Origin of the sequence: Rossellomorea aquimaris (genome assembly GCF_000935355.1) — a bacterium.
GTDB classification, from domain to species: Bacteria; Bacillota; Bacilli; order Bacillales; family Bacillaceae_B; genus Rossellomorea; species Rossellomorea aquimaris_B.
Genome location: NZ_JXZC01000001.1, coordinates 173,896 through 197,339 on the forward strand (window position 1 = coordinate 173,896; position 23,444 = coordinate 197,339).

Annotated in this window: 23 protein-coding genes and 3 other annotated features (1 of these 26 running past the window's edge); of the genes, 19 read left to right on the forward strand and 4 right to left on the reverse strand. The window is 41.3% G+C overall.

Annotated elements, in window-relative coordinates:
- The first annotated feature begins 16 nt into the window (after positions 1–16).
- From TV75_RS00945 to TV75_RS00955, 3 genes are all read left to right on the forward strand, one after another.
- Positions 17–1,210, forward strand: a complete 1,194-nt coding sequence (locus TV75_RS00945) for a bifunctional 3,4-dihydroxy-2-butanone-4-phosphate synthase/GTP cyclohydrolase II (RefSeq protein WP_044336600.1) — start codon at positions 17–19, stop codon at positions 1,208–1,210.
- Positions 1,211–1,226: 16 nt separating this feature from the next.
- Entirely contained in the window at positions 1,227–1,697 is a 471-nt protein-coding gene (gene ribH / locus TV75_RS00950) for a 6,7-dimethyl-8-ribityllumazine synthase (protein ID WP_044336602.1), read from the forward strand.
- Between the two features lie 347 nt (positions 1,698–2,044).
- Positions 2,045–3,334: an NCS2 family permease gene (locus TV75_RS00955; protein WP_044336604.1), complete on the forward strand. Its 1,290-nt coding sequence runs from the start codon at positions 2,045–2,047 to the stop codon at positions 3,332–3,334.
- A gap of 137 nt (positions 3,335–3,471) precedes the next feature.
- Here TV75_RS00955 and TV75_RS21045 read toward each other — a convergent pair whose 3' ends face one another.
- Positions 3,472–3,768 carry a hypothetical protein gene (locus tag TV75_RS21045; protein ID WP_052504380.1) on the reverse strand — a complete coding sequence of 99 codons (297 nt, stop codon included), beginning with the start codon at positions 3,766–3,768 and terminating at the stop codon, positions 3,472–3,474.
- 183 nt (positions 3,769–3,951) lie between these two features.
- Between TV75_RS21045 and dapF the strand changes: the two genes are divergently transcribed.
- Positions 3,952–4,947, forward strand: a complete 996-nt coding sequence (gene dapF / locus TV75_RS00965) for a diaminopimelate epimerase (RefSeq protein ID WP_044336606.1) — start codon at positions 3,952–3,954, stop codon at positions 4,945–4,947.
- A 50-nt stretch (positions 4,948–4,997) separates the two neighbouring features.
- Here dapF and TV75_RS00970 read toward each other — a convergent pair whose 3' ends face one another.
- On the reverse strand, positions 4,998–6,857 hold the full coding sequence (locus TV75_RS00970) for a DNA ligase D (RefSeq protein ID WP_044336608.1): 1,860 nt from the start codon (positions 6,855–6,857) through the stop codon (positions 4,998–5,000).
- Between the two features lie 139 nt (positions 6,858–6,996).
- Between TV75_RS00970 and TV75_RS00975 the strand changes: the two genes are divergently transcribed.
- On the forward strand, positions 6,997–7,827 hold the full coding sequence (locus TV75_RS00975) for a Ku protein (protein WP_044336610.1): 831 nt from the start codon (positions 6,997–6,999) through the stop codon (positions 7,825–7,827).
- Positions 7,828–7,852: 25 nt separating this feature from the next.
- Positions 7,853–8,521: a phosphatase PAP2 family protein gene (locus TV75_RS00980; protein ID WP_044336612.1), complete on the forward strand. Its 669-nt coding sequence runs from the start codon at positions 7,853–7,855 to the stop codon at positions 8,519–8,521.
- A gap of 49 nt (positions 8,522–8,570) precedes the next feature.
- Here the strand turns inward: TV75_RS00980 and TV75_RS00985 are convergent, their stop codons facing one another.
- Positions 8,571–10,115: a hypothetical protein gene (locus tag TV75_RS00985; RefSeq protein WP_044336614.1), complete on the reverse strand. Its 1,545-nt coding sequence runs from the start codon at positions 10,113–10,115 to the stop codon at positions 8,571–8,573.
- A gap of 339 nt (positions 10,116–10,454) precedes the next feature.
- Here TV75_RS00985 and TV75_RS00990 point away from each other — a divergent pair, with 339 nt between their 5' ends.
- From TV75_RS00990 to TV75_RS01045, 13 genes are all read left to right on the forward strand, one after another.
- Positions 10,455–10,730 carry a YhdT family protein gene (locus TV75_RS00990; protein ID WP_044336617.1) on the forward strand — a complete coding sequence of 92 codons (276 nt, stop codon included), beginning with the start codon at positions 10,455–10,457 and terminating at the stop codon, positions 10,728–10,730.
- The gene (panF, locus tag TV75_RS00995; RefSeq protein ID WP_044336619.1) at positions 10,723–12,165 is read left to right on the forward strand and encodes a sodium/pantothenate symporter; all 1,443 of its coding nucleotides are present in this window, start codon (positions 10,723–10,725) and stop codon (positions 12,163–12,165) included. The genes TV75_RS00990 and panF overlap by 8 nt, the downstream gene beginning before the upstream one ends.
- Before the next feature lie 75 nt (positions 12,166–12,240).
- The gene (locus TV75_RS01000) at positions 12,241–13,737 is read left to right on the forward strand and encodes an NAD(P)-binding protein (protein ID WP_044336621.1); all 1,497 of its coding nucleotides are present in this window, start codon (positions 12,241–12,243) and stop codon (positions 13,735–13,737) included.
- Between the two features lie 48 nt (positions 13,738–13,785).
- On the forward strand, positions 13,786–14,643 hold the full coding sequence (locus TV75_RS01005) for a GNAT family N-acetyltransferase (RefSeq protein ID WP_044336623.1): 858 nt from the start codon (positions 13,786–13,788) through the stop codon (positions 14,641–14,643).
- Positions 14,644–14,734: 91 nt separating this feature from the next.
- Positions 14,735–14,980 (forward strand) — a binding site (T-box leader).
- Between the two features lie 45 nt (positions 14,981–15,025).
- Positions 15,026–15,270, forward strand: a binding site (T-box leader).
- A 72-nt stretch (positions 15,271–15,342) separates the two neighbouring features.
- Positions 15,343–16,740, forward strand: coding sequence for an anthranilate synthase component I (gene trpE, locus TV75_RS01010; RefSeq protein WP_044336625.1), 1,398 nt, complete (start codon positions 15,343–15,345; stop codon positions 16,738–16,740).
- The gene (locus TV75_RS01015; protein WP_044336627.1) at positions 16,737–17,348 is read left to right on the forward strand and encodes an anthranilate synthase component II; all 612 of its coding nucleotides are present in this window, start codon (positions 16,737–16,739) and stop codon (positions 17,346–17,348) included. The genes trpE and TV75_RS01015 overlap by 4 nt, the downstream gene beginning before the upstream one ends.
- A complete protein-coding gene (gene trpD, locus TV75_RS01020; protein WP_044336629.1) occupies positions 17,320–18,345 on the forward strand; it encodes an anthranilate phosphoribosyltransferase in 1,026 nt (341 codons plus the stop codon). The genes TV75_RS01015 and trpD overlap by 29 nt, the downstream gene beginning before the upstream one ends.
- Positions 18,346–19,134, forward strand: a complete 789-nt coding sequence (trpC, locus tag TV75_RS01025) for an indole-3-glycerol phosphate synthase TrpC (RefSeq protein WP_044336632.1) — start codon at positions 18,346–18,348, stop codon at positions 19,132–19,134. It abuts the gene before it with no gap.
- Entirely contained in the window at positions 19,131–19,736 is a 606-nt protein-coding gene (locus TV75_RS01030; RefSeq protein ID WP_044336634.1) for a phosphoribosylanthranilate isomerase, read from the forward strand. The genes trpC and TV75_RS01030 overlap by 4 nt, the downstream gene beginning before the upstream one ends.
- A gap of 32 nt (positions 19,737–19,768) precedes the next feature.
- A complete protein-coding gene (gene trpB, locus TV75_RS01035) occupies positions 19,769–20,971 on the forward strand; it encodes a tryptophan synthase subunit beta (RefSeq protein WP_044336636.1) in 1,203 nt (400 codons plus the stop codon).
- Positions 20,964–21,755, forward strand: coding sequence for a tryptophan synthase subunit alpha (gene trpA, locus TV75_RS01040; protein WP_044336638.1), 792 nt, complete (start codon positions 20,964–20,966; stop codon positions 21,753–21,755). The genes trpB and trpA overlap by 8 nt, the downstream gene beginning before the upstream one ends.
- 149 nt (positions 21,756–21,904) lie before the next feature.
- A complete protein-coding gene (locus TV75_RS21710) occupies positions 21,905–22,066 on the forward strand; it encodes a hypothetical protein (RefSeq protein ID WP_156142293.1) in 162 nt (53 codons plus the stop codon).
- A gap of 188 nt (positions 22,067–22,254) precedes the next feature.
- A complete protein-coding gene (locus TV75_RS01045) occupies positions 22,255–22,620 on the forward strand; it encodes a VOC family protein (RefSeq protein WP_044336640.1) in 366 nt (121 codons plus the stop codon).
- An 83-nt stretch (positions 22,621–22,703) separates the two neighbouring features.
- Here TV75_RS01045 and TV75_RS01050 read toward each other — a convergent pair whose 3' ends face one another.
- Positions 22,704–23,300 carry a class I SAM-dependent methyltransferase gene (locus TV75_RS01050; RefSeq protein WP_253275451.1) on the reverse strand — a complete coding sequence of 199 codons (597 nt, stop codon included), beginning with the start codon at positions 23,298–23,300 and terminating at the stop codon, positions 22,704–22,706.
- A gap of 137 nt (positions 23,301–23,437) precedes the next feature.
- Positions 23,438–23,444: a binding site (T-box leader), on the forward strand (it continues 258 nt past the right edge of the window).

Sequence of the window (23,444 nt, forward strand, 5' to 3'; positions counted from 1 at the left end):
TAGGAGGGGTTGCCCCATGTTTAATAAGATTGAAGAAGCTCTGGAAGATTTACAAGCAGGTAAAGTTGTCATCGTTGTGGATGATGAAAACCGTGAAAATGAGGGGGACTTTGTCGCCCTAGCGGATAAGGCTACTCCTGAAGTCATTAATTTTATGGCTAAAGAAGGAAGAGGCTTAATTTGTGCCCCTATAACAGAGGAGATTGCACAAAAACTAAAGCTTGCACCGATGACGATGTCAAATACGGATCCTCATGGAACGGCCTTTACGATTTCTGTCGATCATAAATCAGCTACTACTGGAATTAGTGCATTTGAGAGATCGAATACCATACAGGAATTATTGAACCCGGTCTCCATGCCCGAGGACTTTAAAAGACCTGGTCACGTCTTTCCCCTTGTCGCTAAAAAAGGAGGAGTACTAAAACGGGCAGGACATACAGAAGCGGCCATCGATTTGGCTGTTCTGTCAGGGGCACAGCCATCAGGCGTCATTTGTGAAATCATGAATGAAGACGGCACGATGGCAAGGGTACCTGAATTGATGAAACTCGCTGATAAATGGAATCTTAAAATCATCTCAATTGAAGACCTGATCAGATACAGACGCAAAAAAGAAAAGCTTGTGACGAGGGAAGTTGAAATTGAACTTCCAACCGAATACGGAAATTTCAAAGCGGTAGCTTACACAGAAGACCTTACGGGAAAAGAGCATATCGCACTTGTGAAGGGACAATGGACTGAGGATGAAGACGTGCTAGTGCGTGTACATTCAGAATGCCTGACAGGGGATGTATTCGGTTCCAACCGCTGTGATTGTGGACCTCAGCTTGCCACAGCATTGACACAGATTGAAGAAGAGGGTAAAGGTGTACTCCTCTATATGAGGCAGGAAGGCCGTGGAATTGGCCTGATCAACAAATTGAAAGCATATAAGCTTCAGGAACAGGGCTATGATACGGTTGAAGCCAATCACAAATTGGGTTTTGGCGCTGACTTGCGGGAGTATGGAATCGGCGCACAAATCCTCAGAGACCTAAATATAGAAAAAATTAGACTGCTCACCAACAATCCAAGGAAAATTGCCGGCATCAATGGATATGGATTGGAAATTGTGGATCGTGTGCCGATTCAATTGCCGGCCAAATTTGAAAATGAAAAGTATTTGAAAACAAAGCATGCCAAGCTTGGACATTTACTTAAATTTTAATTAGGAGGAATATACAATGAAAACAATTTATGAAGGTAATTTAGTCGGATCAGGATTAAGGGTTGCAATTGTCGTATCCCGTTTCAATGAGTTCATTACATCAAAACTTCTGGGTGGGGCTGAAGATGCGTTAAAGCGACACGGTGTGGAAGAAGGAAATGTTTCTGTCACTTGGGTTCCGGGGGCGTTTGAAATTCCTATGATCGCCAAAAAGCTTGCCCGTTCAGGGAAATATGATGCCGTTGTTACACTTGGAACGGTCATCCGCGGAGCAACCGCTCATTTTGAATACGTAAGCGGAGAAGTTGCAAAAGGAGTGGCCAATCTAAGCCTGCAGGAAGATGTACCCGTCATCTTTGGAGTACTGACAACAGATACAATCGAACAGGCCATCGAAAGAGCCGGCACAAAGGCTGGGAACAAAGGATGGGAAGCAGCGGTCTCAGCCATTGAAATGGCCAATTTGATCCGTGAGATAGATAAATAAAATCGTATTGACGAGTCTCCTATTATGGGAGACTTCTTTTTTTGAGGGACGGACCTGGGGAATATGTGGGTAAATTTGTAAATCGGCTGGATTATTCTCCAAATCGGCTGGATTCCTGGTGATTTCGGCTGGATTAAGCCAGAAAACGGCAGGATTTTTCACAAAAGCCGCTGGATTATGCAACTTTTCGGCCGTATTCTCGATAAACTAGCAAAAATTCCGCCGCCTGTACCCATCAAAATACATATTGGCAAACGTCAGACCTTTTGCTAAAATAGTATTTTGTGGCTCCCCTTAATATGGGAGGAGCGGGTAGGGAGAGGGCAGTTTTATAGGAAGATTATAATATGAAAGCACGTGGAGATATTTTTCAGTTAAAGGATCACGGCACCACGATGAAGCAGGAGATGATGGCTGGAGCAATCGGTTATTTCACGATTGTGTACATCATCGCTGTGAATGCTTTAATTCTTTCTGAAGCTGGAATTCCATTTGAAGGAGCGGTCTTGGCAACGATACTGGCTTCCTTCGTAGGGTGTTTGGTGATGGCCTTTTGGGCAAATGCGCCGATCCTTCTGGTTCCAGGCATGGGAATTAATGCGATGTTTACGTTTACACTCGTAAAATCATCCGGTTTAACGTGGCAGGAAGCTCTTGCTGTCGTAGTGATCTCAGGAATACTCTTTATGATCATTGCATTTACAAAGCTTTCAAAAGTATTATCAGAAGCCATACCCAAAACATTAAAAGAAGCCATTACTGTAGGATTAGGGATGTTTTTAATGTTTATCGGTCTTGAAAAAGGCGGTCTCATTCAAAGAGGAGAGAGTGCCATTATCATGATTGGTGATTTTGGGGAATTAAAGGTGTTGGCCACTGTGCTGACTTTCCTGGTTACGATATTTCTTTTCATACGCAATGTGAAAGGTCAATTTTTATGGAGTATTGCTTTCGGGACAATGCTGGGATTCATTTTTGGAATTGAGCCATCCATTCAATCGAGCTCTTTCCAATTAAGTGAATACAGTCAGGTTTTCGGTCAAATATCTTTTAGTGCCATTTTGGAAATCCCGTTTTGGATTGCGGTTTTTTCCGTCACGATGGTGCTCGTATTTGAAAACATTGGTCTCGTTCATGGACATACGGATATGATCGATCAACCACATAAATACTCTAAGGCGTTTCAAGCAAATGCTTTTTCTGCATTTACATCAGGTTTCTTCGGAACGAGTCCGACAGTTTCGACGGTGGAAAGTGCTGCAGCCATGACAGCGGGTGGTCGAACAGGATTAACATCTTTGACTACTGGAGTATTATTTTTAGGATCCGTATTATTTATTCCATATTTGAAGTGGATTCCTGACCATGCCATCGCGCCCATACTGATCATCATTGGCGGCCTTATGATTCAAAATATAAGACATATGGATCTTCGTGATTTAACAGAGGCATTTCCTGCAATCTTCATTATTGCAATGATTCCGTTTACGTACAGTATTGCTGACGGAATTGCCATCGGTTTTATTCTTTATCCAGTTTTGAAATTGGCTACGGGTAAAGCGAGAGAAGTATCCATTCCTCTATATATTATTGCTGCATTGTTCCTTATGAACTTTTTTGTTCATTCGATTCATTAAAGCAGAAAACGACTCAAGTAGAATTGTACATCATGACGATTTTAATCGTATGTGATGGTAATTCTGCTTGAGTTTTTCTATTGGAAATTGTAAATGGTCACCCTAAACCATAATGAAGGAGAAAAAATAAAAGTCAGTTACCACACAGGTTTATATTCCCCTGGAGACAGATATTTTCTTTGAGGCTTTATATATCTTTTTAATTCAACGATGATTAAACGCTGGAGATGTTTTGAATATATCTGGCGGGCTACGTCTGCAGGAAATGGATAGATTCCGATCTGATTGAAACGCACACGAAAGAGACCTTCATGTACAAGGTCTTTTTTGTCATTCAGTACACGGCCCAATACCGTCACGACCCGTGACTGGTATTCGTCATACGCTTCTTCAACTTTTTGAACTTGAAATCGAAAAGTATACTCATCCTTCATAAACATCACCTATCTCATTGTCTCTAAATGGACGAAACAATTCAACTTTTAAGTTGCCTGAAGTCACACAATGGGGATTACTTTCAATAAAATAGGGTGATATGATTGCGAAAAGAGCTTGTTTGTGGCAAGCTAAGACTATTAAGAATAGTTTACTAGTAAATTACCGTGGAGGGATTCACGATGAACTTGAATCTAATTAAATGTCATGGCTCAGGAAATGATTTTTTACTGATTGATGAGATGACGAATGGATACGAATTTACGGAAGAAGCGAGACAAAACCTTGCTCTTTCATTATGTGATCGAAAAACGGGTCTTGGAGCGGATGGGATCCTGTTTGTGCTTTCGAGTGAACGTTGCGATGCGCAAATGAGGGTATTCAATGCAGATGGTTCTGAAGCATCCATGTGCGGGAATGGCCTTCGGTGTGTGGGACGATATGTATGTGAGCTTCTCGACAAAACAACGATTGTGATCCAGACGATGAAAGCGGATCTGCGTGTTTCAGCTCAAGAGGCTATTTATGAAAATATCCCAACGTATAATGTTGAAATCTCGCCTGTATTATTTGAATTGGACAAATTACCGATGAATATGGATCGTGAAACATTAGTGGATGAGAGTATTCCTGAAATTTCAGATCGATTAACATTCACTGCCTTAGCGGTGCCCAACCCTCATTTGATCAGTGTCGTTAATACAGAACACATTCTTTCAAATGAGCAGAAGACGATTGCTGAAACGGTGAATGGCCCCAATAATTTCTTTCCTGATGGTGTGAACGTGAGCTTTGTTCATCCATTGGAGGAAGGTGCCATCTATGTCAGGACCTTCGAAAGAGGAGTGGGCTTTACAAATGCTTGTGGAACGGCTATGTCTGCCTCCAGTCTTGTAACGTGCTTACTCAACCAGAATGAGTTTGGTAAGGAAATTGATGTCTATAATAATGGCGGAAAAGTACGGGTGGTCGTGAACCGATTAAGTGATGGGCAATACAATATGGAGCTGATCGGAAATGCAACGTATCTGTATCAATCTCAAATCGAATTGTCTATCTCACATCCGGAAAGCTTTCGTGAATTATCCAGACAGGACTTCACTGAAGAAGGAACATACGAACTACTCCAAAATCATGCGAAATCAATTGTTGATAGTAAAGTATTTATGAGTGCCTAAAGGAGCAAAAGCCTGAGCTTGTGTAAGCGCAGGCCAGGGTGTCCCAAAAGCTAAGCTTTTGGGACACCCTTTTTTTCTTTAGATTGCTGTTTCAAAAAATCAATCACGTTATCAAAGGGCTGGAGTTCTTTTACCCATTCGAATTTTGCAAAGGGACAACCCATCTGCTTGAATCTCTGCAAAACAACATCTATTGTAAAATGTTCTGGATGAAGGTCCTCATTTACTTCATTCCACCAAAGGGGAGTAGCGACCAAAGCATCTTCATTCCCTCTCAAGGAATATGGAGCAATGATGGTTTTTCCTTCTCCGTGCTGAATGTAGTCCACGTATAATCTGCCTTTTCGGTTCTTTTTTAAACGCTCGATCGTAAAATCATCTGGATAATTGGTCACAAGGTAGTGAGCGATGAATTCAGTAAACAAACCGGTGTCCTTCCATGTGTATCCCGGTGGTATGGGAATATACACTTGCAGTCCCTTATTCCCCGACGTTTTAACAAAACTATGCAGGTTGAGTCGGTCGAATAGTTCCTTAATAATGACAGCCGCTTTAACCGCCAGGGAGAATTGATCCCTGCCTGGTGGATCTAAGTCAAAGACCACTTCATTGACGGATGTATCCTTTGTCCTTTGGAAAGGAACGTGAAATTCTAATGCAAGCTGATTTCCAAGCCAAATCAATGTCTCCAGGTTATTGCATATCGTATAGTCGATGTTGTCTTCCTTGTAGGTTTCAATAAATGAAGGGGCATAATCAGGCGTGTTCTTTTGATAAAATGATTCACCAAAGATCCCGTGAGGAAAACGAATACATGTCAATGGCCTATCTTTCAAGAAAGGCAAAATAGCGACGGACATTTTCCGAAGGTACCGAACGTAATCAAGCTTAGTCATTGAGACTTTCTGAAACAATTCCTTATCTGGATGAGTGATTTCAACCCCATTTGGAAGGGATGCTTCGTCCAGCTTGAATTGCTCCAATGTGCAGGATTCTGGAGAAGTGGAGAAAAGAAATCGATGAAAATGTGGTTCTCTCAATTGCCCCTCATACCAGTTTAAATATGAAATTTCCACAGTTATAGCCGGGTCTATGTAATAAAGGGAGTGCTCTTTCTTGGTACTATTCTTTTTAATCATTGCTTTTAGTGTTTTTTTCTCTTCTGGAGAGAGACCAAACTGAAATAAGCCAACAGGCATTATCTGTTCATTTTCGAATACCCCAATATGAAAATAATCGTTCGTTTCATCCAGGGCAGTGATGAAACACTGACAGTTCTTCCAATTCTTGATTTTTATCCAGCTTGTACTTCGTTTGCCCGATTCCCATTTACTATGTTTCCTCTTGGCGATGACCCCCTCAGCCTCTTCCTTCTCTACTACCTCCCATATCTCCCTGCAATCCTTGAAATAGGGAACCATTTGCAGGGTAGATGGGTGAGAAGGAGTAGGTTCTAACGGTAATTGAAAAAGAGTAAATGCTTCTTTCAATTTTTCTTTCCTTGAAATATAAGGTAGTTGGATAAATGATTTTTTCTCATATTGAAGTAAGTCAAATGCCACAAATTTCACTGGCCTCTTTGTCGCTGCAAGATGGATCTTTTGCTTGTTTCGCATTCTGCCTCTTACCTGCAGCTCAAAGAATTCACTGCTGCAGGAGGAGCGTAATAGCACAACCTCCCCATCCAATACGAGAGGGGTGGGAACGTTTTTTTCATTGAATAATGCGTTAATCTGTTCTTCAATTTCCGGGAAGTGTGGAAGCAATTCCTTCCCGTTTCGACTTAGTAAGCTTATCTTATCCTGAGAATGGATGGAGAGAATGGCGCGAAATCCATCATATTTCACTTCATAAACCCAATCCCCTTCTGCAGGGCACTCGTCATATAAGGTAGGAAGCATCGGTTTCATATCTATTCACCTAAGATTTTTAGTATTAGTGTGACCAATGGATGCTGTTTTATTTCCAAATGTTTAAAGGGATGGGGAAAGTATGACAACTAAATGATAAAGATAAGGGATTAGTTTATGTGAAGGAGGGTATTGATATATGCATACGATTTGGAAAGGCTCTATCAGTTTTGGACTTGTGAACATCCCCATTAAACTTCATTCTGCTACAGAAGATCGAGATATAAAGCTGCGTTCACTTCATAAAGAGTGTCATACACCGATTAAATATGAAAAGGTTTGTCCCGCTTGTGAAAAAGAAATCGACCATGATGACATTGTAAAAGGTTATGAAGTAACGAAGGGGAAATTTGTCGTTCTTGAAGAGGAAGAATTAAAGGAATTAAAGGAAGCGAACGGGGATAAAGCTGTGGAAATAGTAGACTTTATCAAAATGGAGGAAATCGACCCGATATTCTTTGATCGAAGTTATTTCGTTTCACCTAATGATGGAGGGAAAAAAGCTTATTCATTATTACGAAAAGCCCTTCAGGAATCAGGGAAAGTAGGTATCGCCAAAATCACGATGAGGTCGAAAGAACAACTCTCGATTGTTCGGGTGTATGAAAATACTCTTGTAATGGAAACCATACATTACCCAGATGAAGTAAGAGGCACCGGTGATGTTCCGAATGTTCCAGAAGAAGATGAAATAACGAACAAAGAATTAGAAACGGCGACGATGCTGATCGATCAATTAACCACTGAATTCCAACCGGAAAACTATAAAGATCAATACCGTGAACGCTTAAGTCAATTGATTGAATCGAAGCAAACAGGGGAAAAGGTTGTAACAGCGAAAGAAAAAGAGCCTAGGGAAAATGTTACAGATTTAATGGCCGCACTTCAGGCCTCTATTGATTCATCCAAGCCGAAAAAGGCGAAGAAACAAACCAAAAAGAAAACGACGTCAAAGAAAAAAGCTCAATAGTCGTTAATAAAGAGAGGGACAAGTTTTGGAGGAGAAACATATAAAACAAGGAGTATTCATTGCGGTATCACTCATTTGTTTGATTGCATTTACATGGGGATTCGTCACTATTGTCGAGGAGTGGAAGGAGAATGAAATCGCCCAGTTTGACAATGGTGTTTTTGAGATTGTAAGAGGGTTCATCTCCCCTAAATTGACAACCTTTATGACGTCGATTACATTTTTAGGGGGCGTGAAAGGAATCACAATTTTTACAATCAGTGTGGTGGTCATACTTTTGTATCTCAAGAAGTATCCACTTGCTCTATTTGTAGCAATAACCATCACTACAGGGGCAGGGTTTAATTGGCTGCTTAAATGGATTTTTAAACGTGAGCGCCCAGATATTGAAGCACTGATCGAGCAAGGCGGCTATAGCTTTCCAAGTGGTCATTCCATGAGTTCCTTTATTTTCTACGGGACCCTTGCATTTATATTGTTTCGGGCATTGGATTATAAACGGTATAAGTGGGCAAGTGTCATTGCGGTCAGCTTTCTTGTATTACTGATTGGGCTCAGCCGGGTATATTTAGGAGTCCATTATCCCAGTGACATTCTTGGAGGGTTTACTGCGGGAGGTGCATGGTTGACGCTTTGTATCGTCATTTATGCTTACTTTCATAAACGAAAACATTGGAAAGAAAATAAGAATTGAATGTAAACAAAGCGCCCTGAAATTCTTCTGGGCGCTTTGTTTACTAACATTAAAACAAATTAAAAATATAGGGTCCAATGGAAGTGGCATAAAGAAGAATGTAAATACCCATGAAATAGAACACTCCACCGAAAGTACCCCAGTCAGGGTCTCTTCCAAATTTCCATAGAAATGTAGTAATGACGCTGATCACGAGTAATAGTACATACTCACTTCCTGAAAACATCAGGTATCCGGGTGCAGCAAAGTGGAAGTAATCGCCCATCGCTTTAGTGATAAAGGTTAGTGGCATTACTAGAAACATAATGATGGAAGCATATTCGACCCAGTTGATTTCTTCCTTCTCAAATATATTGGGTTTAAAAATATAAAGCAGAATTAAAAGAAATAGAGATGGAAGTACCCAATAGAATGAAACCATGATTGTGATTAAGCTGCTGAATATCATAAGAACGGAATTGTTTACGGCTTCTTTGACACTTCGTTTCGACCATTCGGTGCTTTTGGCGATAACCTGTGCATCCTGTGAAGCACCAAATAATTCATAAGAATCCCCATCATAATCCAACCAGGCAATGCTATACTTGGTAAGCTGAACTGGAGAATAAGAAAAATGTTTGGTTGTACTGACTGGAGCCGCTTTTAATTGATCAGAGTCACTGAAAGGTGCTACATATAGACTAATTGCATTATCATCCCCGACCCGATGACCTTCAGCTGTGAAGAGGATGGATTTTTCTCCATTAATAGAAAGAAGTTGTGCGGTTCTTGGACTTTCAAGTTTACCCCCTGACATTTCGTTCGTAAAATCAATTTTTGTAGGCTTCAAAATAGAAGATCCTATTTCATCTATCGTTGTTTGCAGCTTGAAAATTTTATATGACAATGTTCCCTGGGCTCGCAACTCTTCATTGTAAAGAAGAGTTAATTGATTATTTTCTGTGGTAAATGTCAATCCATTAATTTGATGATTCGTTGCTGTGTTTACGATGGCAAAGGGATCTTTCACTACTTGTAACGTATCATCCATATAGTACAGGTGAGAGTGACCGTCATCCTGTCTTACCTGTACTACGGCATTGCCATTATTTCCAATATAGACGTCCTGGATTTCATTAGAAAAGCTGAAAACCTCCTTCATTGATAACTCAATGGGATTAAGAGAAAAAAGGTTTTCTTTATTCCAGAAATACACAGAGTTCATTGCCGTGCTGATTCCTGTTGCTTCCTCAGCAATCGTCGTTACTTCATTACTCACTGTAGAGATTAACTTGTCATCTTTGATCTGAATGACTTTTGTAGCGTCTGTCCAAAAAGGATGGCCACGTGTAACGCTGGTGTTTAGAGTTGTTTCTTTGATAGAACCCAATGATCCCTTAAACCCCGTTATTTTCCCTTTGCTGGCCAAGAAGAGTCCTTCCTCTCCATTAAAGATGACAGGACGTTCTTCAGAAGTGTAGTTTAACGGGATGGATCTGCTCCAGTCAGGCTGTGGTAGTTGTTTCACTTGTAACAGCTGGTGGAGAAATAATGCTCCTATAAACAGAACGATTAACACTAAAGGTATTCCAAATGATTTGAATTTCGCTTTCAAACGTATCCCCCTCTATTCTCTATCTCTATAATATGAGCTCAATTTAGAATTTTACCACAATTCACATTTGGAGGCACCAAATATTTCCTTCGGTAAATAAGAGTATTATGTTGACATTTAATAAAAGAGGGATTACAATGATATTGAAAATCATTCTCATTTGAACAAAAGAGTTTCCCCCTCTTTCAATAGAGAGAATGGTTCATGAAAAACCCCCTTTATTAGATATAAAAAGACAGACCCGAAGCATTTGCTTCGGGTCTGTCTTTTTATATTGCATTTCATTTCTTCCTGTCGTAAATTGTTAAAGAATGTGTTATTTAAGGAGGGGAAATGTAAGTGGATCATAAAGAAGATAAACGGTTCAGGGTTGCACGTCACGAGGCACTGATAGGAGTAGCACTTGTTCTTATAAATTTCTTATGGTGGTATGGTTTTGCGTTCGGATTAGGTGGTCAACCGGTTTCAGATTACGATTGGATCCTCGGGATGCCTGAGTGGTTTTTTTACAGCTGCATCGTTGGCTTTTTCCTTATGGTATTTTTAGTGATTATCGTCGTAAAGTATCTGCTTACTGATATACCTTTTGACGAGGAGGGGGAGGATCATGAATAGTGTGGCATTAGTTCCCTTATTTGCTTTTTTGATCTTGATCTTTGTTGTGGGAATATATGCAGCTCGAAATGTAAGTAGAGCAGATTCATTCGTCCAGGAATACTTCTTGGGGAGCCGTCAGCTTGGTGGATTTATTTTGGCGATGACCATGATAGCGACCTATGGAAGTGCCAGCAGTTTCATCGGGGGACCCGGCGCAGCATATACATATGGTTTATCGTGGGTTCTTTTAGCCATGTCACAAGTGGCAACAGGCTACTTTGTCCTCCTTATACTCGGGAAAAAGTTTGCGATTATGGCCCGCAAGTACAGGGCTGTTACTTTGATCGATTATTTACAAGGAAGATATGGCAGCAATAAGATTACCATCCTATCTGCCATTAGTATCATCATCTTTTTATTCTCAGCCATGATTGCTCAATGGGTAGGTGGAGCACGGCTCATTGAATCATTGACCGGGTTAACCTACGAGAGTGCTCTTTTCCTGTTTGCCGTATCGGTTCTTGTTTACGTCATTATCGGAGGCTTTCGTGCGGTTGCCATCACGGATGCGATCCAAGGGGTGGTCATGCTTGGGGGAACCATTATTCTATTGATTGCCACCATTATAGCCGGAGGTGGAATGGAGAACATCATGACGGGATTGAAAGCGGAAAATCCTGACTTATTAAGTCCTCATGGTCATGATGGAGAATTAAGTGCCCGCTACATTTCGTCTTTCTGGATTTTAGTGGGTGTGGGTGTGGTCGGATTGCCTCAAGTCGCAGTCAGGGCCATGAGCTATAAGAATTCCAGGTCCTTGCACAGAGCCATCATAATCGGAACAATTGTCGTCGGTTCCATTATGCTCGGTATGCACTTAATCGGTGTGCTTGCAAGGGTCGTGGTCCCGGGAATAGAAGTGGCTGATAAAGTCATGCCCCTTCTCGCTTTAGAAGTTCTTCCACCATGGCTTGCAGGGATGGTCCTGGCAGCTCCGATGGCAGCGATCATGTCGACAGTGGATTCATTATTATTGATTGTATCCTCGGCTATTGTGAAAGATGTATATATGAATTTCATCAATAAGGATGCAAAGGAAAAACAAGTAAAAAGAATTAGCTTTTGGGTGACAAGTATAACGGGAATTCTCGTTTTTCTTATGGCGTTAAGTCCTCCTGAATTAATTATCTGGCTTAACTTATTTTCATTTGGAGGCCTTGAAGCTGTATTTATTTGGCCAATTGTATTAGGTCTGTATTGGAAAAAAGGAAATGCCCATGGTGCCATTGCTTCTATGATCTCAGGACTGGTAGCGTACATCTTATTTCACAGTTTCGCACCTAACTTTCTGGATATGCACACGGTCATCTTTCCAATTGTCATTTCTTTTTTCATGTATGTACTCGTTTCCCTGTTTACTCAAGCACAATATCGACAAGATGGATGGGTTTAACCCATCCATCTTTGTTTTTATGAGGTGAAAAGAGTACATTGTATGGTAAGAATGAATGGATAGGGTGACGGAATCATGAAAAATTCAGTAGTTGTAATAGGTGGGGGGATTGGAGGGCTGACGGCAGCTGCACTCCTTGGACGTGAGGGTTACAGTGTCAGGATTATTGAAGCTTCAAGGGAGTGGGGAGGCTGCGCGGGTAAATTCCAAAGGGGGAAAGCCTTATTTCCTGTTGGAGCCACTCTTGGCATGGGGTTTGAAAAAGGAGGCATCCATCAGCGTATTTTTGACTATTTAGGGATAGAACCGCCTAAGTCTCTTATGCTTGATCAGGTTATGGATATTCACCTTTCTGATAAGACCCTGATATTCTACCGAGATAGGGAAACACATGTGAATGAGTTGAAGAAAGCGTATCCAGAAATACAGGAAAAGCTGAGCGCTTTTTATGAAGAAGTGTACAGGATAGCTGCAGAAATACGAAAGCTGATGGTCGCGTTGCCCATACTCCCGCCTAAAACGGTGAAAGACTGGCTGGAGCTCACGTTAAGTTTAAAACCCGGATCTCTGACACTACTCCCTGCCTTTCAGAAAACAATGCTTGATTTATTAAAGAAACATAGACTCAGCGAACACTCTTCATTTAAGCATTTTATCGATGGACAACTGATAGATAGTATGCAGGTGACCAGCGAGCAGTGTTCATTATTGATGGGATGCCTGGCTATGGATGTTTATCATGAAGGTGCATTCTATTTGGAAGGTGGATTATTCCAAATAGCTCAAAGCCTGGTCGGATTTTCAGAGTCTATAGGGGTTAAAGCCACGTTAGGCAGAAAGGCAGTTCGCATCGAGCGTGATGATCATGAACTAGAATGGATCATACTTGATCATAGGGGTAATGAATATCGTGCAAATCATGTTATATGCAACTTTCCGGTGCAGTCTTTAAAAAATCTTTTTCCCCTCCGCTACAAAACAAATCTTGATAAGTATTTAAGTGTAAAAGAAAATGAAGCTATTTGGGGAACCATGTCCCTTTATATGTTGCTGAAAGATGAATCACTCCCAGATTCCTACCCCTTGTATTCCCAAATTTGTACAAGTCCAAATGGAAATATGACAGAAGGGGATCATCTCTTCTTATCGCTATCCCATCCAAATGACCGTCAACGTGCACCGGAAGGATTCCGTACCTTAACGGTATCAACCCATACAAAATTAGAAAAATGGCAAACAAAAGAAAGATATGATTCTTACAAGGAGAATCTTATGGAGAAGATGCTCGATTCCATAGAGTCGGTCATTCCCACTATAAGAGATGGCGTCGTAGACATTTACCCTGGAGCACCTAAAGCCTGGGAACGGTATACGGGTAGGCCCGGGGGCATTGTCGGTGGATTTCCTCAATCTAATGACCATGCTCTCTTCAAAAGTCTTTCCCACAGAACCACATTGGAAAACGTGTGGGTATGTGGTGACTCAGTCTTTCCAGGAGCAGGGACCATCGGTGTATCTGTAAGTGCTTACCATGTATTTCATTCCATAACAGGCAGAAAACTTCAGAAGTAAGGAGGAAAGTTAAATGATGATGTAGAATTCTGGGAATGGGGTGATAATATGTATAAGCTGACACAGTATAAGGACCCGACAGCCTTCCATGATAAGGTCAATTCGCTTTTAATGGAAGATGAAGCAGCGAATAACCTGCCATTGGGTTTGTTGAACACGATGAAAACGAGTGACAAGTATAAAGATCCGCTTCTTCTTTTAGTGGAAAATGGGGATGGTATGGTAGCGGGATCATTCATCATGACTCCTCCTCACTACCTTGTCAGTACACTGAAAGTAGGAAGGGAAGAGATTCAAGGAATAGCTGAACAGCTCATAACGTTTTGCAAGAATACCAATATCACAATTCCCGGTTTTGTTGCTGAAAAGGAAACCGCACTTCAATTGACTCATGCATGGTGTCACGTTACAGGAGAGAGTTTCTACGTCCGTATGAGGCAACGTATTTACCAATTGAATAAGGTGAATGATATTCCGTTAAGCGATGGGAAAATGGTTCCCGTACGGAAGGGCCAGGAAGGGCTTTTAGCCCGGTGGCTACTTGGGTTTATCGAGGATACAGAAGTGATACACATGTCGGGTGAAGAGGCTCTTGAAAGAGCGACGGATATGATTGAAAATGAACCATATGTGTTTTTTTGGGAAGTGGACGGAAAGCCTGTTTCCATGGCACGGGGGGCAAGAAGAACGGAAAACGGCATTACCGTAAATTTTGTATACACCCCTACAGAATACAGGAAAAAAGGATACGCATCTTCTGTTGTAGCAGAGCTGAGCCATCTATTGTTGAAGGACCACTCCTTTTGTTCCCTTTATACGGACCTGGATAATCCCACCTCCAACAAGATTTATATGGAAATCGGCTATAATCCCGTTTGTGATTCCATGATGATCTCCATTGTGTGAACCTTTTGATCAATATCAGAATATTATTTTATATAAATAGTTGACATTGTGAAGGAAAGCAATTAGTATAATAAACAATTAATTAAATGAGCGAATGGCTTTGACGAAGAAGAGTACCTCTGATCGGCACTTAAGAGAGCTGGTGGTTGGTGAGAACCAGTGTGAACGATCTTTGGGAATGGACTTCTGAGCCTCCAAACCGAAACCTTAGGGAGTAGGCTTTGGCGAATGTCTTATCGTTACAAAAGACGCGTATTCAAGCAAACCGCTTCGATACGATTGAGTGGACTGTTCAGGCAGTCAACAAAGGTGGCACCACGGGTATCTCGTCCTTTACATGATGTAAATGGATCGAGATGCCCTTTTTTTATAACTGAATAATGATAAATCGTTGAGTAAGAGGAGTACATTCAAGTGATGCATGACAGAGAGCTGAGGATGGTGAGACCTTGGCATGATAGCTTGTATGGAATGGACTTATGAGAGATGATCTGAATGGAAGTAGGATCGTACGGAATTCCACCGTTAACAGGATAGAGTATCGGGTGATAGACCCCGTACTTGAAGCAAGAGGGGATACATTGTATCCCAATCAGAGGTGGCACCGCGGTCAGCATCGTCCTCTATGAACGGATTTTTCTGTTCATAGGGGACTTTTTTTATGGATTTTAAGGATGGAACATAAATTGGAGGCATGAAATGATGAAACAGCAAGCATTGGATTATGTGGTGAAAGAATTAAACGGAGACATATTTACACCCATCTCACTTTTTCAATCGTTAAAAGGTAAGAAGAAATTTTTATTGGAGAGCTCATTGAAGCATGAACAATCCGGTAGGTATTCATTTGTGGGGAGTGATCCATTTTTAGAATGTAAAGCATACGGAAATACCGTACAGTTAAAAAAATCATCTGCAAATGAAATGAATGAAATTGTGGGCAATCCCATCCAAATCATACAAAGCCTTATTCCTACCCACGAACTAAAAGCTGCGCCTTTTCCTTTTACAGGTGGGGGGATTGGATATCTGGGATATGACGTTATTCGACTTTACGAAGACATCGGTATTACTCCTCAAGATGAATTGGAAATGCCGGATATTCATCTCATGTTTTATGAAAAAGTCATTGTGTTTGATCATCTGGAACACAAAGTGTTTATTGTAATCATGAATGAATGGACAGAGGATCAAAAAGGGGATCTGGATAAAAAGGTGAAGGAAGTCGAGGCTGAGTTGAACAATGTGTATTTGAAAACTGATAAAAAGAAACTAGATCGCCTTTCCTTCCATGCTCAAACCTCAAAAGACGAATTCATGAAAAAGGTGGAGAGGGCAAAGCAATCCATAGGAGAAGGTGAGATATTTCAAGTCGTGCTCTCTCAAAGACTAAAGGCGTCCTTTACCGGGGATCCATTTTCATTCTATAGAAGCTTGAGGAAATCCAACCCGTCCCCTTACATGTTCTTCATTGATTTCGAGGATTATGTCGTAATGGGGGCATCACCAGAAAGCTTGCTGAAAGTGCAAGGGAGGGAAATCACCACCAACCCGATTGCAGGAACGCGAAGAAGGGGAGAAACACATGATCTGGACAGGGAGCTAGAGAAGGAATTACTCTCAGATGAAAAAGAAATCGCTGAACATCGAATGCTGGTTGACTTAGGCAGAAATGATTTAGGCAGAGTCTGTGAGGTCGGCTCGATTTACCTTTCAAAGTATTTAACGATTGAAAGATATAAATATGTCATGCACATCGTTTCGGAAGTAAAGGGTGAATTAAAAGAAGAAATAACACCACTGGAAGCATTAACAACCTGCTTACCGGCAGGTACGGTCAGCGGAGCACCGAAAATCAGGGCGATGCAAATCATCAATGAACTTGAAACCAGAAAGCGCGGAGTGTACTCAGGTGCCGTCGGGTATATCGGGGTGAACGGGAATTTGGATTTTGCCCTTGCCATCCGGACGATGGTTCTTAAAGATCAAACGGCATATGTTCAAGCCGGTGCCGGTATTGTTTATGATTCAGACCCAGCCAGTGAATATGAAGAAACCATGAATAAGGCTAAATCATTATTGGAGGTGACAGGATGATCCTTCTTATTGATAACTATGATTCTTTTACGTATAACCTGTATCAATATATAGAAGAGCTCGGTGAAGAAGTAACCGTGAAACGGAATGATGCTATTTCATTAGAGGAAATCAAGGAATTGAATCCTGCGGGAATCATTTTATCCCCTGGTCCAGGGAAACCGGAAGATGCGGGTATTTGCATCTCGATAATACAGAATCTTCACGCTAGTGTGCCGATTTTAGGGGTTTGTTTAGGGCATCAGGCAATCGGGGCAGCATTCGGGGCAACCATTGAAGTGGCTGAGAAAGTCATGCACGGAAAAACATCCCTCATTAAACACGATGGCAGCGGAGTATTCGAATATCTGCCGCAACCATTAGAGGTGATGAGATATCATTCCCTGGTGATTAAGAATGGGACCCTGCCGACACAATTAGAGACTGTCGCTTTGTCCATGGATGATAGAGAGATCATGGCGATAAAGCATATGAAGTATCCGATGTACGGGCTTCAATTTCATCCAGAATCCATCGGTACGAAAACAGGAAAGAAAATCATTCAAAACTTTTTAGTTCAGATGAGAAAGGAGAATAACCGTGAAACCCTATCTACAGAAGTTATCTAACGGTCATTCATTAGAGAGAGAAGAGATGAGAGAGGCAGTAGAAAAATTGTTCATTGAAGAAACAAAGGATAGTCAAATCGCCTGTTTCCTGACCCTGTTAAAAATGAAGGGGGAAACTGTAGATGAAATTACCGCTCTTGTTGAAGTTTTAAGGGAGAAAGCGATGCCTATTAAAAGCACATTAACAGGAATCTTGGATAACTGTGGAACAGGTGGAGACGGATCCCAGAGCTTTAATATTAGTACAACGAGTGCATTTGTTCTTGCCGGGGCCGGGGTGAAGGTTGCGAAACACGGTAACAGAAGTATTTCCAGTAAAACAGGTAGTGCAGATGTGTTAGAACATTTGGGGGTGGCACTTGATTTTCAATCTCATGAGGTTGAAAGTTTACTGGATGAAACCAATATAGCTTTCCTATTCGCACCCCATATCCACTCAGGTTTAAAAAAGATAATGAAGGTTAGGAAAGAATTAAAGATTCCTACCATCTTTAATCTCATTGGTCCCTTAACGAATCCGGTTCATCTGGAAACTCAACTCCTTGGGGTATATAGAAGAGATAAATTAGAAACGATGGCCCATGTTTTACATGCACTGGGCAGAAAACGGGCGATTGTGCTTAATGGGGCTGATTACATGGATGAAGCCTCATTAGCAGGAGAGAATCATCTCGTTCTGCTGGATGGAGGGGAAATTACTTCACTCACTTTAACGGGAGAAGATGTCGGCCTTCCGAGTTATTCCCTGGAAGAGATACGTGGAGGGGACGCGGGAGACAATGCCATCATCTTAGAAGAAGTATTGAATGGGAAGGAAGGGGCTTACACTGATACGGTGTTATTCAATGCCGGAATCGGCCTGTACGCTCATGGCAAGGCGGCCAGCTTTGTAGAAGGTGTAGAGCTTGCCAGAGAAAGTATTGAGAGCGGCCGTGCAAAAGAAAAGCTCCACTCATTAGTTCGTTATAGTCAACAACGTCGAAAGCAGGTGATTTAAGTGTCTACCATTCTACAAACTATTCTTGAAAAAAAGAAAGAGGAAGTGAAAGTGTTAAAGAATGGAGGGTATGAATCCCATTATTATAATGGAAGTCCCAGTCATTCCTTATATGAAGCATTAAAATCAGCTTCCAAATTACAGGTGATTGCAGAAATTAAGCGGGCATCTCCATCAAAAGGAGATATCCGGACAGATGTGGATCCCGTGATCCAAGCAAAGAAGTATGAAGAAGCGGGAGCCTGTGCCATATCGGTATTAACCGATGCTCCTTTCTTTAAAGGAAGTATGGAGGATCTCGCAAATGTTCGAAAAGAAGTATCCATCCCAATTCTTTGTAAGGACTTTATAATCGATGAAATTCAGATAGATCGTGCCAAGGACGCTGGGGCAAATGTCATTCTTCTTATCGTGGCTGCTTTAGATGTAAACAGATTACAAGAATTATATTCTTATGCAACGGAGCTTGGCCTGGAAGTTCTTGTAGAAGTTCATAATGCAGAAGAAATGAATGTCGCTATGGAATTAGGGGCAACTATAATTGGTGTGAATAATCGTAACCTGAAAACATTTGAAGTCAATCTTCTGATCACAGAAACTCTCAGCTCCATGGTAAATGGAACTGATATCGTGTTCATAAGCGAAAGTGGAATAAGAAATGTAGAAGACTGTCATCGAGTCGTAAACGCTGGAGCGGATGGGGTCCTGGTAGGAGAGACGTTAATGAGAAGTAATGACCCGGCAACTAAGCTTGCTTCCTTACAAGTAAGAAAAGGCGTGGTGAAATGACCAAAGTAAAGGTGTGTGGAATAAGAAGGCAAGAAGAGGCTCTCTGGGCACTTGAAGCAGGAGTTGATGCGATAGGATTCGTATTCGCAGAAAGTAAAAGAAAAATTGACGTGGAATCAGCAGCACTTATAAGTGCTTCACTACCTTCTCATGTATTAAAAATTGGCGTGTTTGTAAATGAATCTAAAAAGAATATGGAAGAAATATCCAGAATAGTAAATCTAGATTACGTGCAGCTTCATGGCGATGAATCAGTTCAATTTTGTAATAATCTCGATCTTCCTTTTATCAAGGCGGTTTCGATAAAGGAAAAAGAAGACTTAGATGGGATTGAACACTTTGGCGGAGAGATGATTTTGGTGGACAGTGGAAAGGGGCCTCATCGTGGAGGGAATGGGACAACGTTTAATTGGGATTATGTCCATGCACTAAACACCCCTCAGCGCTTGATTCTTGCCGGTGGATTGAATCGGGATAATATTCGGGAGGCCATCACAAAGGTCCGTCCCTATATGGTGGATGTTTCTAGTGGTGTGGAGACGGATGGGAAGAAGGATAGAAGAAAGATAGAAGCATTTATTCGAGAGGCGAAGTCGGTATAACGATTGATTAATAAATGAATGGAGGAATTGAGATGATATACGCACAACCAGATCAAAAAGGGTTATTCGGACAATTCGGGGGAAGGTTCGTTCCGGAATCATTGATGAGGGCTGTTCAAGAATTGGAAAAGGCTTATGATGAAGCCTCTAAGGATGAAGAATTCCAAGCGAAACTTCAAAGCTACTTAAAGGATTATGTAGGAAGAGAAAATCCTCTCTACTTTGCTGAAAATCTGAGCAAACAGGTGGGGGGAGCGAAAATCTACTTAAAACGTGAGGACCTCAATCATACGGGTGCTCATAAAATCAATAATACAATCGGTCAGGCCCTGCTCGCCGAACGGATGGGCAAAAGAAAAATCGTGGCGGAAACTGGAGCAGGGCAGCATGGTGTCGCAACGGCAACCGTATGCGCCCTATTAAACCTGGATTGCGTCATTTTTATGGGGGAGGAAGATATTCGCAGACAGAAGCTCAACGTTTTCAGAATGGAGCTACTGGGAGCGAAAGTGGTAAGTGTAACCCAGGGAAGCGCCACGCTAAAAGATGCAGTCAATGAAGCCCTGCGCTACTGGGTCGCAAATGTAGAGGACACACACTATATTATCGGCTCCGTGTTAGGGCCACACCCATTCCCTAAAATGGTACGGGATTTTCAAAGTGTAATCGGAAAAGAAACAAAGCGACAGTTCTTCGAAAAGGAAAAATGCCTGCCAAAGGCAATCGTCGCTTGTGTTGGAGGCGGGAGCAATGCCATCGGGATGTTCCACCCGTTCATTGATGATAGGGAAGTTGACTTATACGGCGTAGAAGCGGCTGGAAGCGGGGTTGAAACCGACAAACATGCAGCCACATTAACAAAGGGGTCCGTCGGCATTCTTCATGGCAGCATGATGTACCTGCTGCAAAATGATGAAGGGCAGATTCAGGAAGCCCACTCTGTTTCAGCTGGCCTTGATTACCCTGGTGTCGGGCCGGAGCATAGCTATTTGAAAGACATTGATAGAGTGGAATATACGTCTATTTCAGACGGGGAAGCATTAGATGCATTTAAGCAGCTGTCCCAGACAGAAGGAATTATACCAGCACTTGAAAGCTCACACGCAGTCGCCTATGCGGTGAAGTTAGCTGGGAAAATGAGAGAAGAGGAGTCAGTAGTGATTTGTTTATCCGGCAGAGGAGATAAAGATGTGGAACAAGTGAAAGAGTTACTGGGAGGTAATCAACATGGGTAAATCATTTCTTGAAAATACGTTTAAAGCTGAACTGGGTAAAGGGAACAAACTATTCATTCCTTACGTGATGGCAGGCGATGGGGGGATAGAGACCTTGATAACGACCCTGAAAATGCTCGAAGAAAGAGGGGCGACGGCCATAGAAGTCGGGATCCCGTTCTCGGATCCCGTTGCCGATGGCCCGACCATCCAGGAGGCAGGGAAGCGGGCACTTGAGAATGGGACGACACTGCAAAAAGTGTTTGAAGTGCTAAAGGAAAGCAGAAAGGAAATAGGCATCCCGTTAGTCTTTATGACCTATATTAACCCCATTTACAAATATGGAGTAGAGCGTTTTTTTCTAGATTGTGAGAATGCAGGGGTGGACGGTGTGATCATTCCTGATCTGCCGCTTGAACATCATGACTTGGTCCGGGAACCATCTCAAGAAAATGGAATCGCTATTATTCAATTAGCAACGCTAACAAGTCCTTTAGAGAGAATCCAGGAATTGGCTTCCGTTACTGAAGGTTTCCTTTATGCGGTTACGATTAATGGTATTACTGGAAGTAGAGAAGGATTTGGCAACACTATTTCAGCCCACCTGAATAAATTGAAAGAAAACAGTCAAGTCCCAGTACTTGCCGGGTTTGGAATATCCACCCCTGACCATGTGCGTACTATGAGTAAGTACTGTGATGGAGTGGTCGTTGGAAGCAAAATAATCGATTTGATTCAGCATGAATCATTTGATGAAATAAAAGAATTAATCAATGCTTCAAAGGCTAAAGCATTAAATTTGTAAAGATTACTGAATGATTCGTAAATAAATGAACGCCTAGATTAACAGATTCTAAATGTGTGTTAAATAAAGGTAAATAGCCTTCTTTTTCCTCCTGAAATCAGTATGATAGAGATGTAGTAAACAAAGCATCATAACAGGAGGCTATTAAAATGAAAAGTATGAAAAAGTGGTTATTAATGTTAATGACAGCTCTATCAGTAGTAACATTTGCAGCCGGATGCAGTGGAGACACAGAGGAAGACACAGGTACTGAAACGGAAGAAAACATGGAAGAAGAAAGTAATACTGAAGAAGGCAACACTGAAGAGTAAAATGGTAACAGTCAGCCCTATGCGGGCTGACTGTTTTAGATTTGGACAGAAATGCGGAGGATTAGGTTGTAATATACAATTATTTCTATTAATCTGACAATATAGGGATTCGAGCCCCACTTCAAGTTCACGATAAATAAAAGGATTTTCATTTTATGGAAAAGCCGGCTACATAAGGAGGAAATTATATGCTTCAAAGAAAACTGAATACAGTGTTTATCCCCGTGGCTAATCTAAAGGAGTCTGTGGATTGGTACGAAAAAGTGCTAGGTTTTGAAATCGATCCCGTGCAGTATAGTGAAATTGAGGACCTTCCCGTTTATACTTTTCAGATGGGGGAAACATCCCTAACTCTAGAAGAGGAAAAAGGATTTACTCCACCTGCTTCTAATGTTCCAATCTTTAATTTTCATAGCACTCAAATTGAAAAAGTAAGAGAAGACCTTCACGAAAAGAAAGTCACAATTGAATCTGGGATCATCACGTTTCCCGCCTTTTCTTATTTTAACTTTAGAGATATCAACGGGAATTTATTAATGATTTGTACGGGTTAATGTTGATTAAAAACATGTAAACAGTATAGAAAAAACCTCCTGAAGAATTGTTCGTTCTTCAGGAGGTTTTTATATTTGCAAATTTACTTCACACACTTCACACATACCGTTAAAGCGGGTTTAACATTCTTATAAGAAAGAGTGATATCTTTAAAGCCAGCTTCATGCAATGCTTCAGAAATACTTTCTCCATAGTGTTTCGCCCGGCTATCCCTTTCTTCATCCCCACGTGGTTGGACGGTGATGAGAAGGATGCCGCCCTTTTTTAGCATATTATATAAATGTGAAAGGGATTTTTCCTGGTCCTTCCAAAGGGGGTAGTTATTGACGGAAAAGATCCGATCGTACGCTACGTTGTTCAATTCAAATTGACTAATATCATGAACAAATAAGCGAACTCTTCCGTTCTCAATGGCTTTTTCATTCTTATTCTGTGCAGCATTCTTCATTGTCTCAGAGATATCAACCCCATCTACAAGCGATTTAGGAAAACGACTGGAAATCCGATGAATACAATATCCAGGTCCATAGCCTACTTCCAGAATATGATCGCCATCTTTAATGGATAATTGCTTAATGGACCAATTGTTAATTTTTCGATTATCAAATTCCATTACTTTTCCGACTAACCAGCCAAGCAATCCATTCGGACGCTTGAATTGCTTTTGTAATGAAAACAACAGGGCATCACCTCTTTTGCAGAAATCTGTTCTAATAAAAATAGTATCGTCTATTCACCTTTCCACTAATAGACACAAATAAAACCTCGAAAGTAATGTTGCAATTTTTTGAAAAAGTGGCATAATATAAACAAATCTAATTTG